General features: G+C 59.6%; 15 protein-coding genes. 3 read left to right on the top strand and 12 right to left on the bottom strand.

All coding sequences use genetic code 11. The features are described 5' to 3' along the window. Positions 1 to 49: 49 nt before the first annotated feature. From pqqF to N6G83_RS05870, 7 genes are all read right to left on the bottom strand, one after another. Positions 50 to 2,365 carry a pyrroloquinoline quinone biosynthesis protein PqqF gene (gene pqqF, locus N6G83_RS05900; protein ID WP_260514881.1) on the bottom strand — a complete coding sequence of 772 codons (2,316 nt, stop codon included), beginning with the start codon at positions 2,363 to 2,365 and terminating at the stop codon, positions 50 to 52. A 2-nt stretch (positions 2,366 to 2,367) separates the two neighbouring features. After that, positions 2,368 to 3,504 (bottom strand): pyrroloquinoline quinone biosynthesis protein PqqE, encoded by a 1,137-nt coding sequence (gene pqqE, locus N6G83_RS05895; protein WP_049204024.1) that lies wholly within the window; start codon positions 3,502 to 3,504, stop codon positions 2,368 to 2,370. Beyond that, positions 3,497 to 3,775, bottom strand: coding sequence for a pyrroloquinoline quinone biosynthesis peptide chaperone PqqD (gene pqqD / locus N6G83_RS05890; protein WP_016927749.1), 279 nt, complete (start codon positions 3,773 to 3,775; stop codon positions 3,497 to 3,499). Before pqqD ends, pqqE begins: the two co-directional genes overlap by 8 nt. Next, complete coding sequence (pqqC, locus tag N6G83_RS05885) at positions 3,775 to 4,530, bottom strand: pyrroloquinoline-quinone synthase PqqC (RefSeq protein WP_127145897.1); 756 nt, start codon at positions 4,528 to 4,530, stop codon at positions 3,775 to 3,777. Before pqqC ends, pqqD begins: the two co-directional genes overlap by 1 nt. A gap of 9 nt (positions 4,531 to 4,539) precedes the next feature. Then, positions 4,540 to 5,451: a pyrroloquinoline quinone biosynthesis protein PqqB gene (pqqB, locus tag N6G83_RS05880; RefSeq protein WP_043137388.1), complete on the bottom strand. Its 912-nt coding sequence runs from the start codon at positions 5,449 to 5,451 to the stop codon at positions 4,540 to 4,542. Positions 5,452 to 5,509: 58 nt separating this feature from the next. Then, a complete protein-coding gene (gene pqqA / locus N6G83_RS05875) occupies positions 5,510 to 5,587 on the bottom strand; it encodes a pyrroloquinoline quinone precursor peptide PqqA (protein ID WP_004937827.1) in 78 nt (25 codons plus the stop codon). A gap of 117 nt (positions 5,588 to 5,704) precedes the next feature. Beyond that, on the bottom strand, positions 5,705 to 6,754 hold the full coding sequence (locus tag N6G83_RS05870; protein WP_260514878.1) for a dipeptidase: 1,050 nt from the start codon (positions 6,752 to 6,754) through the stop codon (positions 5,705 to 5,707). A 413-nt stretch (positions 6,755 to 7,167) separates the two neighbouring features. Here N6G83_RS05870 and N6G83_RS05865 point away from each other — a divergent pair, with 413 nt between their 5' ends. Further along, positions 7,168 to 7,638, top strand: a complete 471-nt coding sequence (locus tag N6G83_RS05865; protein ID WP_025302823.1) for a DUF2846 domain-containing protein — start codon at positions 7,168 to 7,170, stop codon at positions 7,636 to 7,638. Positions 7,639 to 7,754: 116 nt separating this feature from the next. Here the strand turns inward: N6G83_RS05865 and N6G83_RS05860 are convergent, their stop codons facing one another. Both N6G83_RS05860 and N6G83_RS05855 read right to left on the bottom strand, forming a co-directional pair. Further along, the gene (locus N6G83_RS05860; RefSeq protein ID WP_127145899.1) at positions 7,755 to 8,651 is read right to left on the bottom strand and encodes a LysR family transcriptional regulator; all 897 of its coding nucleotides are present in this window, start codon (positions 8,649 to 8,651) and stop codon (positions 7,755 to 7,757) included. 69 nt (positions 8,652 to 8,720) lie between these two features. Continuing rightward, on the bottom strand, positions 8,721 to 9,416 hold the full coding sequence (locus N6G83_RS05855; RefSeq protein WP_260523927.1) for a helix-turn-helix domain-containing protein: 696 nt from the start codon (positions 9,414 to 9,416) through the stop codon (positions 8,721 to 8,723). Here N6G83_RS05855 and N6G83_RS05850 point away from each other — a divergent pair. Both N6G83_RS05850 and N6G83_RS05845 read left to right on the top strand, forming a co-directional pair. Next, positions 9,406 to 10,443 (top strand): cyclase family protein, encoded by a 1,038-nt coding sequence (locus N6G83_RS05850; protein WP_260523926.1) that lies wholly within the window; start codon positions 9,406 to 9,408, stop codon positions 10,441 to 10,443. The genes N6G83_RS05855 and N6G83_RS05850 overlap by 11 nt on opposite strands. A gap of 3 nt (positions 10,444 to 10,446) precedes the next feature. Then, positions 10,447 to 10,974 carry a carboxymuconolactone decarboxylase family protein gene (locus tag N6G83_RS05845; protein ID WP_025302827.1) on the top strand — a complete coding sequence of 176 codons (528 nt, stop codon included), beginning with the start codon at positions 10,447 to 10,449 and terminating at the stop codon, positions 10,972 to 10,974. 76 nt (positions 10,975 to 11,050) lie between these two features. Here N6G83_RS05845 and N6G83_RS05840 read toward each other — a convergent pair whose 3' ends face one another. The 3 genes from N6G83_RS05840 to N6G83_RS05830 all read right to left on the bottom strand — a co-directional run bounded on the left by N6G83_RS05840 (position 11,051) and on the right by N6G83_RS05830 (position 15,647). Next, positions 11,051 to 12,520 (bottom strand): pyridoxal phosphate-dependent decarboxylase family protein, encoded by a 1,470-nt coding sequence (locus tag N6G83_RS05840; RefSeq protein WP_043137457.1) that lies wholly within the window; start codon positions 12,518 to 12,520, stop codon positions 11,051 to 11,053. A gap of 18 nt (positions 12,521 to 12,538) precedes the next feature. Beyond that, on the bottom strand, positions 12,539 to 13,921 hold the full coding sequence (locus N6G83_RS05835) for a diaminobutyrate--2-oxoglutarate transaminase (RefSeq protein WP_071826114.1): 1,383 nt from the start codon (positions 13,919 to 13,921) through the stop codon (positions 12,539 to 12,541). A 505-nt stretch (positions 13,922 to 14,426) separates the two neighbouring features. Then, the gene (locus tag N6G83_RS05830; RefSeq protein ID WP_164063181.1) at positions 14,427 to 15,647 is read right to left on the bottom strand and encodes an NADH:flavin oxidoreductase/NADH oxidase family protein; all 1,221 of its coding nucleotides are present in this window, start codon (positions 15,645 to 15,647) and stop codon (positions 14,427 to 14,429) included. Positions 15,648 to 15,673 lie beyond the last annotated feature (26 nt).

Raw genomic sequence — 15,673 nt, 5'->3', positions numbered from 1 at the left:
ACTTTCTCCGCGTCCTATTCCCCCTGGCTGGTGTTTCCCGTCGGGTTAATCAATCAGAGGAAAGCAAACGCTGCTGCCAGTGCAACAGTTGGGTCAGCGTGACTGGCGCCGCGTCAGCCATGGCCACGCGATCTTCCAAGGCAATTTCTCGGGCGCGCTGCAACGATTCGGTGCTGAGGCGCTGCAAGTTTTGTTGCGTCGCCTGTTGTATTTGCGCCAGTTCACCCGCGCTAACGTGCGGCAACTCATGACGCATCTGCAATAAGAATTCGTCGGTTAACTGCCTCAGCTGTTCAACGGTGAACGTCGGGGATTGCAGCGCGAACAGCAGGCCTTCGGCATCGGCGCAGCGGTGGAAGGCGCATTGCACCACGTAACCCACGTTGCGTTCCACGCGCAGCCGCTGAAAATAGCGCTGCGCGTAAAGCTGGGCCAGCACGCGCAGCGCCCAACGGCCTTCGGCTTCATCGTTTTGCAGCGGGTAAAACTGCAGTAAGGCACTTTCGGCGCCGCTTTCCGTCAGCGTGATGGGGCAATGATGTTGATGTGTCGGCAGCGGCGGCTCCGCGGCCACGAAATAGGGGAAGTCGTACAGCAGGTGCGACAGCTGCCGTTTTAACTCGCCATCGCCGCCGATCAAGGTGGCATGCCATTGTGCTGCTTCGGTTGGCGCACTGAGCGCCGCCGGCAATTGAGCTAACAGGCGGCGAATGGCGATATCGCTTTGTTCTTTCAGCTGCGTATGGCGCAGGTTTCTCGCCGCTTCGCTGAGAACGGTCGGCGGCAACACCGCCAGCGCTCGGTTCACCTCACTCAGCCCGTGGCAGATCAGCGTGTGGCTGCCCGCCAGTTGCAGCAGCCACACGCCCTGATGGCGCTCGAAGCTCAAATGTCCCTCCCGATGCGCCAGTTCTGCCGCCCCGGTGCGCAGCGCCGCCTGTAAGCCGTAGGCCTGTCCATCGCTGAAGCGGCTCGACGGCGCCGGCCGCAGCAGCAGCACAGGCTGCGCTTCGCCGGGGAGCAGATGCCGCAGCGGCGCCAGGCCGGAAGGCAAGGTCGGACTAAGCAGCGCCGCCGAGGTGGCGAAAAAGCGGAAAGGTTCCGCGGCAGACGTCAGCGCGGCGCTGGCGAAGAGGCCAAGCGCCAGCGGCAGCCCTTGAATTTCACGGGTTTCGCCGTGGCCATCAGGCCGCACGGCCAGGCGACGGCGCGGCGCGCTAATCAGCGCCGCAATATGCCGCGGCCAATCGTCGTTCGACTCCACCGGCGGTAGCCCAAGCGCTCTGGCCCGCAGCTGATCGAGCGGCGCCAAACGGTGGAAATCGCGATTTGCCAGCCGCTCGTAATGCGCAAGCTGAGCCGGTGTCAGCACCTGCAGCGCCTGTAGCCACGCCAGCAGGGCGCTTTCGATGTGGGCAGCTTCAGCGGCTGAACCGTGATTAACGGTAAAGATAAAACTCAGCAGGGCGTTGTTCTCACTGCAGCGCGAATAATCCAGCCGAACGGCGTCACACCACGCCTGAGCGCGCAGCCGCGCCAGCAGCCCGCCGGGGGCTTCGTCCAACAGCAGGCGCTCCAGCCGCCGCAGCCAACCGCGTGAATGGGAACGCGACAGGGCAAACACCAGCCTCAGCTGCGGCGTGCCGGGAAGAGACAGGGTGTAATCTTTCGCAGCGGTCAGCGACGGTGAGGCTTCGTGCGGTATGGCGCTGCCCGATGGCAAGCGGCTGCCGTAGCGCTGTGCCAGCGCATGCAGCTGCGCCAGCGATTGCGGGCCTTGCAGCCACAGCGTCATGTTTGGCGCGCGAAAATAGCACTGGTGAAACTGCCGCAGCGCCTGCTGCAACGCGGAAATGTCGTTGCCGAAAGCGGCGCGGCTGCCGATATGAAAGCGATGCATTGCACCAAGGCCGCCGAACATCTGCCGCTGCGCCGCTTCGCAGCGGGTTTCACCATCTGCGCGCAGCAGGCGGTATTCGGCGTCGATGACCTCGATCTCCTGCTCAATCGCCTCGGTCGCCAGCTGTGGGGCGGCGAGCATATCGCTTAGCCGCGCCAACCCCTGCGCCAAATGTTCGGTGCCCACCTCGAAGAAAAACGCGGTTTGCGTAGCCTGGGTGGTGGCGTTCAGTCGGCCAGTGACCGACGGTACCCAGCTCATCAGGCCCTCTTGCGCGCTGAAGTTCGCGCTGCCGCGAAACAACATATGCTCCAGCAGGTGCGCCAGGCCCGGCCAGGCGACGGGCGCCTGAAAACTGCCCGCCTCAATGCGCACCAGCGCGGCGGCGCAGTCGGCAGCAGGGTCGCTTATCGCCTTGACGGCCAAACCGTTATCGAGCTGCCAAGAGGCGCCGGCGAGTGCCATCGTCAACCCTTGAAGATCAGTCGGGAGTTGGTCTGATTGCGAAAACGCAGCTGATCGATACCGATCTGCGAACGGTTCGCCGCTTCCCGCGCCGCCAGAATGGTGCCGTGGTGCGGCGATTTGCCGCACACCGGGTCGGCGTTGTCGGCGTTGCCGGTTAGCATGAATGCCTGACAGCGGCAGCCGCCGTAGTCTTGCTCTTTCTCCGAGCAGGAACGGCAGGGCTCCGGCATCCAGTCATAGCCGCGATAGCGGTTAAAACCGAACGAGTGGTACCAGATATGCTGCAGATCGTGCTCCAGCACCGACGGGAAGGCGATCGGTAACTGACGGGCGCTGTGACAGGGTAACGCCATGCCTTCCGGCGTCACGCTCATGAAGATGGCGCCCCAGCCACCCATGCAGCCTTTGGGGCGCTCCTCGTAGTAGTCCGGCGTGACGAACAGCAGGTTGGCCAGCTTGCCGTCGGCGGCCATGCGTTCGCGGTAGCGTTTCACCACGGTTTCCGCATCGGCGATCTGTTCGCGGGTCGGCAGCAGGCCCTCGCGATTGAGGTGCGCCCAGCCGTAGAACTGGCAGGTCGCCAGCTCGACGTCGTCGGCGTCCAGCTGGATCGCCAGTTCGATAATGCGGTCGATCTGGCCGATATTATGGCGATGCAGCACGAAGTTGAGCACCATCGGATAGCCGAGCGCCTTGACCGCCTTGGCCATGGCCAACTTCTGCTGAAATGCTTTGGCGGAGCCCGCCAGCGCGGCGTTCAACGTTTCATCGCTGGCCTGAAAACTGATCTGAATGTGATCCAGCCCGGCGTCGGCGAAGGTCTGCAGCTTTTTCTCGGTCAGGCCGATGCCGGAGGTGATCAGGTTGGTGTAAAACCCGAGATCGCGGGCGGCGGCGATCAGCTCGGGCAGGTCTTTACGCACCAGCGGCTCGCCGCCGGAGAAGCCGAGCTGCACGCTGCCCATCGCCCGCGCTTGGCGAAACACCTCGATCCACTGCGCGGTGGTCAGCTCTTTTTCCTGCGCGGCAAAATCGAGCGGGTTAGAGCAATAGGGGCACTGCAGCGGGCAACGGTAGGTCAGCTCCGCCAGCAGCCAGAGCGGCGGATTCACCGCCGGCGCACGTGGTTCAGTCACGGAAGGTCACCCATTTTTGTTCGTAGGCGCGCTGGAAAAATTCCAGCACGTCGTCCGCTAACCCTTCGGCGCCGGGGAAGCGGGCGTTCAACTGGGCGATGATGCCGTTCAGCGTAGTGTGGCCGTCGACCAGTTGCAAAATGGCGGCGGCGCTGTCGTTCAGCTTGGCCATGCCTTCCGGGTAGAGGATCACATGGCTGTTTTGCACCTGCTCCCATTGCAGGCGGTAACCGCGGCGGAAGACGGGGGTGTGTTCAGGGTTCAGCGTCATTACACCAGCCTCTGGTTGTGCCATACCCGCGCGGCGGTCACGCTGTGGTAAGGCGGGCGGTTCAGGGTGTAGGCCATGCTCATGGCGTCCAGCATGCTCCACAGAATGTCCAGCTTGAACTGCAGGATCTCCAGCATGCGCTGCTGCTTTTCAACGGTGTCGCAATAGTCCAGCGCCAGCGCCAGGCCGTGTTCCACATCGCGGTTGGCCTGGCCGAGGCGGCTGCGGAAATAGTCGTAGCCGACGGCGTCGATCCACGGGTAGTGCTGCGGCCAGCTGTCGAGGCGCGATTGGTGGATTTGCGGCGCGAACAGTTCGGTCAGTGAGCTGCAGGCTGCTTCCTGCCAGCAGGCGCGGCGCGCGAAGTTGACGTAGGCGTCCACCGCGAAGCGCACGCCCGGCAGTACCCGCTCTTCAGAGAGCAAAGTGTCGCGCTGCAGCCCAACGGCTTCGCCCAGGCGCAGCCAGGCCTCGATGCCGCCTTCGTTGCCGCCGTAGCCGTCGTGATCCAGGATGCGCTGTACCCATTTGCGGCGTGTTTCCGGCTGTGGGCAGTTGGCCATGATCGCTGCATCCTTAATCGGAATGCTGGTCTGGTAGTAGAACCGGTTGGCCACCCAGCCCTGGATCTGCTCGCGGGTCGCTTCGCCGTTGTGCATCGCGATGTGGTACGGGTGGTGGATATGGTAATAAGCGCCTTTGGCGCGCAGCGCCGCTTCAAACGCCTGTGGGTCAAGGGGGAGTGGTTGCGTCATGGCGGTTCCCTACAGTTCGATATTCATGCCGTCCCAGCTCACTTCAATGCCGGCGGCGGTCAGGCTTTGTCGCTCTACCGAGTCTTCATTGAGGATAGGGTTGGTATTGTTAATGTGGATCAGGATTTTGCGCCTGGCGGGCAAGGTGGCGAGCAGGGCCGCCAGCCCATGTTCTTCCGCCAGCGCCAGATGCCCCATGTCCTTGCCGGTATTGCGGCCCACGCCGGCGTTGGCCAGCTCGTTGTCGCGCCACAGCGTGCCGTCGATCAGCAGGCAGTCCGCGCGGCGCAGCCACGGCATTAGGGCCTCGTCCGGCTCACCCAGGCCCGGTGCGTACAGCAGCCCGACCCCGCGTGCGGTATCTTCGATAAACAGCGCCACGTTGTGGCCCGGCAGCGGACGATCGCGGTACGGCGAATAGGGCGGCGCGTTGCTGAGCAGCGGAATGGCGGTAAAGCGCACGGTCGGACAGACCGCCGTGTGGAACGGTTCGCCGGGCGTCACCGGGTGGTGAATCAACCCGCCGTTCCAATGGGAGAGCATGGGAAACACCGGGAAGCCGGTGCTGAGATCGTCATGTACTTCAGGCGTGCACCAGACCTGGTGCGGACAGCCCTCACGCAAATTGAGTAAGCCCGCGCTGTGATCGATCTGGCTGTCGGTCAGCACGATCGCGCCGATGCCGGTGCCACGCAGCACGTCGGGGTTATTCAATTCGGGCGAGGCCAACAGTTGATGGCAAATGTCCGGGGAAACGTTGCACAGCACCCAGTTTTTACCGTCGTCGCTGATAGCGATGGAAGACTGCGTGCGGCGCGTGGCGCTGATGCTGTGGTCGCGAACGCCCCGACAGTTGTCGCAGTTGCAATTCCACTGGGGAAAGCCGCCGCCCGCCGCCGAGCCGAGAACTTTTATCTGCATGTCTAAACCAGAAAGAGAGGGAAAGAAATGCCCGCGCGAAGGGCGGGCAGACGGGCGATTAACGGTTGGAAATGTACAGCGTTACTTCCAGCCCCAGACGCAGGTCAACAAACTCAGGTTTAGTCCAGGTAGTCATAGCGGTGCTCCTTAGCATGCATCGTAATATGTCGAACCCAATGAGAAACGTTCGCATTCGGCCGGCCCAATGTTGGCGAAATGTGACGGAGATCGCAACCTTTAAAGCGTAACCGGGTTATTCACCCCAGGTGGCGGCGAGCACGTTCAGCCAGTTGCGCCAGGTCAGCTTCTCCAGCAGCCGGTTATCGAACCCGGCCTGCGCCAGCGCTTGCGTCAGGCGCGGCAGGCCTGCGGCGTCCTCCAACGGTTGCGGTACGTTGACCCCGTCAAAATCAGAGCCAAACCCCACGCGATCTTCACCAAGTTTAGCGATCAAATACTCAACGTGTTTAACAATTTCTGTTAAGCCGGTCGTTGCACTGTCACGTTTACCGTCCGCCCGCAGGAAGGCGGTGCCGAAATTGACGCCGACCATCCCGCCGCTCTGGGCGATGGCGTCCAGCTGCGCGTCGGTCAGGTTGCGTGGCTGCGGGCAGAGGACATGGGCATTGGAGTGGGTAGCGACCAGCGGTGCGGTGCTCAACGCGGCGGTTTGCCAGAAGGCTTTCTCGTTCATGTGCGAGACGTCTATCATGATGCGGCGCTGATTGCAGGCACGGATCAGCGCCTCGCCGGCCGGCGTCAGGCCGGGGCCGGTATCGGGTGAGCCGGGGAACGACCCGCTGACGCCGGTACCAAAGGCGTTTGGCAGATTCCAGAATGGCCCGATGCTGCGCACGCCCAGCCGGTAGAAGGCCTCCAACTGCGTCAGTTCTGCATCGATCATGCCGGCGCCTTCGATATGCAGCACCGCGGCGATTTGCCGGTTGAGGCGGCACTGTTCTATTTCGGTGGCGGTGCGACAGATGCGCAGCTGCCCCTGAGAAGCCTGCTCCAGTTGCTGCAGGATGGCGATCTGCCGTTCGGCGATCGCCAGCGGATCGAAGGCGGCCTGCGCCTCGTCCTGCGTTTGATTACGCATCTGGGCGATATAGCTGACCGGAGGAATAAATACCGCGAACAGCCCGCCGAAAAATCCGCCGCGCCGCATGCGGGCGAAATCGAGGTGGCCCGGCGTGACGCGGGAATAAAAGGCGGCGACCGGATCGTCGTCATGCTGCAGCCACAGATTGAGCAGCAGGTCGTTATGGCCGTCGAAGACCGGCCAGAGAGGGGGAAGCGTCATGGGCGTTTCACTGAGTCAGGCATCGTGAACGCTATGTTCTCCCATCGAGCGAGGGGGAACAACCCTCGCTCGATGGGGAGATTCGAATGCAGTGAACATACGGAGATTAACCTGACCGAAATTATTTTCAGCCAGCGGTCAAGGTAATTTAAACGTGTGGATCAGCGTTGATTATGCCAATAAAATTGATGGTTCTGTAATATTTTAGACATTGATTTCTTGAATCAAATTTTATTTGTGGCAATATCGTCATCGCTTGTGTGTTGGGCACGCCGCCCCCCTAACTCACTGTTTGAAAATGAATTTCACCACTATCAATATAATAACTGTTGGTTATATTTAATGTGATAATTAAATGTTCACAGTGAATTAAGCGTTGTTCCTTGCTACATTTTTATACCGAAGGATTGATCATGACCAAAAGACTACTCCTCTCCGCCTCACTGGCGAGCGCATTATTATTAAGCGGGTGTGCAAGCATCCCTCTCGCAACAGATCAAGAATCAGCGCATGCCAAAAGCTTCCCTGCGTTGGATGAAAACAAAGCGGGCCTCTATATTTATCGTGACAGTTTTGTCGGCAAGGCGTTGAAGAAAGATGTTTATCTTGACGGCAAATGCGTGGGTGAGACCGCGGATAAAACGTTTTTCTATACCCAGGTTGACGGCGGACAACAGCATAAAATCTCTACCGAATCTGAATTTTCTCCTAACGATCTTTCCATTTATACCGAAGCGGGGAAAAATTACTTCGTAAGACAATATATTAAGATGGGTGTATTCGTCGGCGGTGCCGGTCTGAGTCAATCGACAGAGGATGAAGGCAAACGTGTTATTTCTAAAGCTGCGGTAAAGCTTGCCAAGGGCGGCCGTTGCGATAGCTAATGCTCCTTGCCCGTGGGATTTCAGGGATATTCCTCCTGAAATTCCCATTATCTGTTTAAACCTTCGCTGTTTACCCTACGGCTATGAATGGAGTGACGATGTCACTCCGTTTTTCTTTAATGACAAACCGACAACACCAACTGCCGCAGCCAGCGGTGATCCGCCTCGGCGTCCAGGCGCGGGTGCCACATTTGCGAGACGGTAATGGGCGGCGTTTTCACCGGCAGCTCGAAGACGCGCAGCGGGCCATCGGCAGGTTGAGCCTGCAGGAAAGAGGTGGGCAGCAACGCCAACAGGTTCGAGGCTTGCGCCACCGCCAGCGCGGCGGGAAAGCTTGGCACCACGGCGGCGATATGGCGTGCCAGCCCCAGCTCCGCCAGCGCGGCATCTACCGGCCCGAGAATGCGCCCGCTGCGCGAGGCCACCACGTGGCCGCAGGCGGCGTAGTCGGCGACGCCAATCTCTGGCTGTTGCGCCAGCGGATGTGCGGTTCTCATCACGCCAACGAAGCGATCGCGGAACAGCGCCTGCAGGCGGATTTCCGGGCCCATGTCACCCAATACGCCGATCTCCAGATCGACCAGACCTTCACGCAGGGGGCGGTCGCTTTTCTCCGGCTTGGGCGCAAAGCGCAACCGCACCCGCGGCGCCTGTTCGGCGGCGGCGGCGATCAGCGCCGGGCCGAAGGCCTCGACGAAGCCGTCATTGGCGCGCAGCGTGAAGGTACGATCCAGCGCGGCGGGATCCAATGCTCCCTGCGCCGGACGCAACACAGCGCGGGCTTCGAACGTCGCGTGCCGCGCCCGCTCGCGCAGCGTTTCGGCATAAGGCGTCAGCACCATATGACGGCCGGCGCGCACCAACAGAGGATCACCGGTGGCCGTGCGCAGCCGGCTGAGGGTGCGGCTCATCGCCGAGGCGCTTAAACCGAGACGCCGCGCCGCGCCGGCAACGCTGCCCGCCGTCAGCAGCGCGTCGAGTGCGATCAGCAGGTTGAAATCAGGGTCGGTCATGCGTGCGCATCCTGTCATGCTGAATAGGGGGAAAGGCGTTCGATGCAGTTTGTGCGTGCGAATGCTGCATCAGTCGCCATGCATTATGCCTGAGCCTGTTTTCGCTGTGCCATGACTTACCGCTAAAAAACCGGAGGGGGACTGGCCCGTTTGCCGTCTGAACATGGCGATAAACGCGGACGGATCGTTATATCCCAGGGTAGAGGCGACATATTTGACGGCTTTCCCTTCCTGTAACAGCGTCATCGCCATGAGGGTTTTGCTTCTCAGCTTCCATTCATTGAAAGAGATGCCGGTAGCGGCGAGAAATCGCCGCGACAGCGTACGCTCACTCAAGCCCAGCATGCCCGACCATTGTGTCAGGGTGTTGAGATCGTGCGGCGCGGCGCTCATCTTTTCGGTCATGATCTTGACAACGTCATCGCTGCCGAGCGGCAGGTAGCTGTCAAAACGCTCCGACAGCGCCAGCTGCTCAAGCAACGCGGTAACCAGCGTCTGGTCCTGAGGCGTGTGCGGATAGCCAATAAGCCTTTCTGAAAAATCGGCCAGCACCGCTTTGACGATCTTATTCAGCCGCAGGGTTTGCGGTCTGCTCGGTAAGGATTGGCATAGCGAGGGGCTGACATGAAGAATGACATAGTCAATTGCACTCTTTGCTACGGATTCATGTTCGGTATTAACGGGGAGCCAAATGGCATATTCCGGTGTGGATAAATAAATATTGTTCTCAATATTTATTTCCGCCAACCCTTTCATGGAATACATCAGTTTGCCCCATGGCAACGCCTGTAAAGGGAATTGCGTTCCTGCCGGCCAGGATTTATTTCTGAACCAAATCGATATTGGGATTTCCCCGGTCAATTCTGACGGTTTCATGACGCCTTCCTGTCCGTTCATGGCTGCGCCTTCCTATTATAACAATAAGTTGTCTGATAATCGGCATTTCTATTCTATGGGGAAAGCTTACTCTGGGCAGGTCATTCCCCTGGATAAAGGTAACAATATGTACGGTAAAATCATTGATCTTTCGGTGCCGCTGATGAGCGGGATCGCTTCCGATCCGGAGCGGTTTCTGCCGGAAATCGAGTATGTTGACAACAAGCGCGGAGCGTTGCAGCTGGCGGAATCATTTCCCGGCCTGGATCCCTTAGCGCTGCCGCGTCAGGAGGGCTGGGCGGTGGAATTTGTCCGCATGAGCACCCACGCGGGGACGCATATGGACGCCCCGTATCACTACCATTCGCATATGGACGACGGCTCTGCATCAAAAACCATTGATGAAATACCGCTGGAATGGTGTATCGGCCCTGGCGTCAAATTGGATTTTCGGCATTTTCCCGACGGCTATGTAGCCACTGCACATGATATTGAGCGTGAATTAGCGAGGATCGGCCATCCTATCGCCGCCGGCGATATTGTCCTGGTCAACACGGCGGCCGGCGGGCGTTACGGCAGCGAAGATTTTATTCATCGCGGTTGCGGCATGGGCCGTGAAGCGACGCTGTATCTTACTGAACGTGGTGTCAGGGTGGTGGGCACCGATGCCTGGAGCTGGGACGCGCCATTCAGCCATACGCGCACCAAATTTGAACAAAGCGGCGATATTTCGCTTATTTGGGAAGGGCACTATGCCGGCAGTCAATATCCTTATTGCCAGATTGAAAAACTGTGCAATCTTGAATTGCTGCCGCCCTGCGGATTTAACGTGATCAGTCTGCCGGTGAAGGTTTATAAGGCATCCGCCGGCTGGGCTCGGCCGGTTGCAATTATCGATGAACGCGCAGGGGAATAAACGATGGCCAGAATAAAACTGCCGGTAGTGAGTGAATTAACGGCTGAGCAGCAGCAGCAATATGCCCGTTTTCCCGCCAATCTTACGCTGGGTCTGTTGAAAACCAGCCGTTCGGCGCAGGGATATCTGTCCCTGGGCGCTTCTTTTCCGGCCGGGCGACTGTGTGATAAAGATCGGGAAATGATCATATTAAGGGTTGGCGCGTTAAGCCACAGCGCTTATGAGCGTATGCAACACTATCCGCTGGCGATCCTTGCGGGGTGGCGCGATGACGACATCGAGAAAATAGAGCAGGGTGTGGGCATCGACGCCAGAGGGACGGCCATCTTGCATTTTGTCGATGAATGCGTGAAGCAGGTGAAGGTCTCTGCCGACACATTTAACGCGGTCAGGCGCTATTATGACGAGGTTCAACTGGCTGAACTGGCATTAATGATTGGGCACTACATGATGACGGCGCGCTTTTTGGAAACGCTGGAAATCGATCTGGACCTACAAGCGACATCCTGGGAAAACATGTCAACGGATTGAATACGCGCACGGCGTGAGCGCGATAAAAAAGCCGATAACCTGGGGTTATCGGCTTTTAATGCGCAGTGGCAGAGGGTTACGCGGGCAGCTGCTGGGCGGTTTTCTCGACCAGCGCCAGCAACAGCTTGATGTCTTCCAGCGTCACGATCGGGTTCAGCAGCGTCATCTTCAGGCAGGTCACGCCATCGAACTCGGTCACGCCGACGTTGGCGCGGCCCGATTCCAACAGGGCGTCACCGATACGCTGGTTGAACAGCGCGACGGCCGCATCGCCGTTCGCCGCCAGCTGCGCCGGACGGTAGCGGAACAGCACGCTGGCCAGCTGCGGCTGCATCACCAGTTCCAGTGCTTCTTGATCGGCGATGTAGCGCGCCACCTGTTGCGCCAGCGTCACGCCATGATCGATGATCTCGGCGTATTGCTTCTGCCCGAGCGCTTCCAGCCCCATCCACAGCTTCAACGCATCGAAGCGGCGGGTGGTCTGTAGCGACTTGGACACCAGGTTCGGCACGCCTTGCGCTTCGTCGAACTCGGAGTTCAGGTAGGCCGCCTGATAGCGCATCAGCTCGTAGTGGCGCTCGTCTTTCAGCAGGAAGGCGCCGCAGCTGATGGTCTGGAAGAACTGTTTATGGAAGTCCAGGGTGATGGAGTCCACCAGCTCCAGGCCGTCCAGGTAGTCGCGGTACTGCTCGGAAAGCAGCAGCGCGCCGCCCCAGGCCGCATCCACGTGCACCCAAATCTGCTGCTCCGCCGCCAGCCGTGCGATGTCGCGCAGCGGGTCAATGGCACCGGCGTCGGTGGTGCCGGCGGTGGCGACAATCGCCATCACCTGCTCGCCGTTGGCCTTGGCCTGCGCCAGTTTTTCCGCCAGATCGTTCACGTCCATGCGGGCGAAGCGATCGGTTTTCACCAGGGTGACGGACTGATAGCCGAGGCCCATCAGCGCCATGTTCTTCTGCACCGAGAAGTGGGCGTTTTCAGAACAGAACACCTTCAGCTTGCGCAGATCGCCCACCAGACCGTCCTGCTGCACGGAGTGGCCCTGACGCGCGAAGAACGCGTCGCGCGCCAGCATCAGCCCCATCAGGTTGCTCTGGGTGCCGCCGCTGGTGAACACCCCGGCGTCGCCGGACGGGTAACCGACCTGGGCGCGGAGCCACTCGATCAATTTCATTTCGATCAGCGTGGCCGACGGGCTCTGATCCCAGGAGTCCATGCTCTGGTTAGTGGCGTTGATCAGCACTTCGGCAGCCTGGCTAATCACCAGGCTCGGGCAGTGCAGGTGCGCCACGCACTGCGGGTGGTGCACCGACAGGCTGTCTTTCAAAAAGTACTCGATGGCGCGCTCGATCGCCGCCTGGTTGCCCAGGCCTTGCGGGGTAAAGTCTAGCTGGATGCGCTCGCGCAGTTCGGCAACGCTTTTGCCCTGATACATCTCGGGCTGTTGCAGCCACTGCACGACGGCTTCACTGCTCTGTGCGATCGCCTGGCGGTAAGCCTCGGCGCTGTGCGCCGAGGAAGCCAGAATCGGGTTTAACTTGGACATCGCGGTCATTCGCTCCAATCAGACTGGCTTGACGCCGGCGGCCAACAGCGCCTGCTCAAATTTATCCAGGAAAATACCCAGCTCATCATTGGTGATCAGCAGGGAAGGCAACAGGCGCAGTACACAGCCGTTGCGCCCGCCGCGCTCCAGGATCAAGCCGGATTCGAAGCATTTTTTCTGCAGCAGCGCGGACAGCTCGCCATCGGCCGGGTAACAGCCCATGTGATCCTGCGCTTCGTTCGGCTTGACGATCTCGATGCCGATCATCAGGCCCAGACCGCGGACGTGACCGATCACCGGATAACGTTTCTGCAGCTCGGTTAGCTTGCCTTTGAGCCATTCGCCCTGAGCGGCCACTTTATCGGCGACCTTATGCTCTTTCAGGTACTGCAGGGTGGTCAGGCCGGTGGCCATCGCCAGCTGGTTGCCGCGGAAGGTGCCGGTGTGGTGGCCCGGTTCCCAGGCATCGAACTCTTTTTTGATGCCCAGCACCGCGAGCGGCAAGCCGCCGCCGACCGCTTTCGACATCACGATGATGTCCGGCTCGATGCCGGCGTGTTCGAAGGCGAACAGCTTGCCCGTACGGGCGAAACCGGCCTGAACTTCGTCGATGATCAGCAGAATGCCATGCTCCTGCGTCACTTTGCGGATGCGCTGCAGCCACTCGGCCGGCGCCGGGTTAACCCCGCCTTCGCCCTGAACGGCTTCTAGGATCACCGCCGCCGGTTTACGCACGCCGCTTTCCACGTCGTTGATCAGGTTGTCGAAGTAGTAGGTCAGCGCCTTGACGCCGGCTTCGCCGCCGATGCCCAGCGGGCAGCGGTATTCATGCGGATAAGGCATGAACTGCACTTCCGGCATCATGCCGTTGATCGCCGCCTTCGGCGACAGGTTGCCGGTGACTGACAGCGCGCCGTGGGTCATGCCGTGATAGCCGCCGGAGAAGCTGATCACGCCGGAACGGCCGGTGTGCTTTTTCGCCAGCTTCAGCGCGGCTTCCACCGCATCGGCGCCGGACGGGCCGCAGAACTGCAGGCAATACCCTTTGCCTTCGCCAGGCAACAGAGAGAGCAGGTAATCGGAGAAACGATCTTTCAACGGGGTCGTGAGATCGAGAGTATGTAACGGCAAGCCGCTGGTAATGACATTTTGGATGCTTTGCAGGACGTCGGGGTGATTATGTCCAAGAGCCAACGTTCCCGCCCCGGCCAGGCAATCAAGATATTGATTATTCTCAACATCAGTGATCCAAACGCCCTGGGCTTTCGCAATTGCCAACGGCAATTTGCGCGGATAACTCCTAACATTCGACTCAAATTCGGCTTGACGCGCCAAATAGGTTTCATTGTTTCCGTTTAATGAGTTTGCAACTAAAGTATCAATACGGACTTTATCCGTCATCATATCTCTCCTACAACCGAAGGTCTCAAGACGCAACGATTGAATTAATGAATTAGAAAAGTAACTGCCTTGTGAAAAGCGCGACCAATATATGGCTTTTTTGCCTGGGACTCAATAGCCGATTTTGTTTTGAATTGTTTAGTTTTTTCTTAGGCTCATCAATATGTTGTTGATTTGTTGACCGTTGGTTTTGCCAGCAAAAAACAACATTTCTTTAACATTGCGTAAAAATCCTTTTCTGCTTTCCTTTGGCTACTTCTTTAATGCATTTATTATTAAGGTGAATTTCCGATTAATAACATAAATAGAAAATAGCGGCTTATTTTCATCTATTCACCACCTTAAGTCCTATAGCGGTTATATACACAAAATTTGTGATGAATATAAGCGGTCGAGCGTTAAAAGCGCAGTACCCAGAGTGGTGATTTCTTGCAGATTTTACGTAGCGCGATCAAAAAAGCGGGATTTTTGTGCGGTGCCGGCGAGTCTGCCGGCACCGCGGTTATTAACGTTGCCGTAACCAGGCGTGATAGCGCCGCAGAGTGCGGCGGGTGCGCCACCGGTCGATGAGCAGCGACCACAGCGGGGAGTAACGCACGTTGCGCGTCCGATCGCGGCTCAGGGCGTGCATGCGGCGCTTGATCAGCGCCATACGAGCGAGCAGCCTCAGCGTTTTATCGCGCCATTTTACCGGCGCGGGCAGCGCATGAGGGGCTTCGCCGGTTTGCCAGCGGTGCGGCAGATCGGGAATTTCCGCCATGGCGGTGGCGATGCCGACCACCGCGATGCCGCTGTTCAGCACCCGTTGCGCCACCGACGGGCGGGCGATGCCGCCAGTAGTCATCACCGGCATGCGGGCCACTGCGGCGAGATCGCGGGCGAAGGTCAGAAAATAGGCTTCGCGCGCCAGGGTGCTGTCGTCCGCCGCTTCGCCCTGCATCGCCGGGCTCTCATAACTCCCGCCTGACAACTCCACCAGATCGACCGGCAGTTCGTTGAGCATCAACAATACCTGTCGGGCCTCGTCCGGCGAAAAGCCGCCACGCTGAAAATCGGCGGAGTTCAGTTTGACCGCCACGCAAAAGCCTGGCGAGACACGCTGGCGCACCGCGCGCACCACCTCCAGCAGCAGGCGGGCGCGATTCGCCAGCTCGCCCCCCCAACGATCGCTGCGCTGGTTGGACAACGGCGACAAGAACTGGGAGATGAGGTAGCCGTGCGCCGCATGGATCTGCACGCCGGTAAACCTGGCCTGTTCGGCGGCGTGCGCGCTGGCGGCGAAGCGGGCGATCACCTCGGCAATCTGCGCTTCGCTCATGGCCTGCGGCGGGGCAAACTGCTTGCTGTACTTGCCCATCGCCATTGGGATGGCGGAGGGCGCCCAGGCGTTACCGCCCATGTTGGCCATCACCTGACGGCCCGGGTGGCTGAGCTGCATCCATACCTGCGCGCCTTCTTGGCGCGAGGCCGCCGCCCAGGTTTTGAACGCCTCGAGCGGCGTATCCTGTTCCAGCACTACGCCGCCGGGGCCGGTCATGGCGCGTCCGTCGATCATCACGTTGCCGGTGATGATGAGGCCGGCACCGCCGATACCCCAGTGGCGATACAGGCGCCATAGCGCGGGGCCGGGCAGTTGGCCTTCATCGGCCAGATTTTCTTCCAACGCGGCCTTGGCCAGACGGTTGGGTAAGCGGCTGCCGTTGGGCAGAATCAGTGGGGTAAACATCGGGTACGTTCCTGTCGCAGGGGGAA

The organism is Serratia sp. PL7 (genome assembly GCF_945957435.1).
This window is presented reverse-complemented; position numbering and strand designations above follow the sequence as displayed.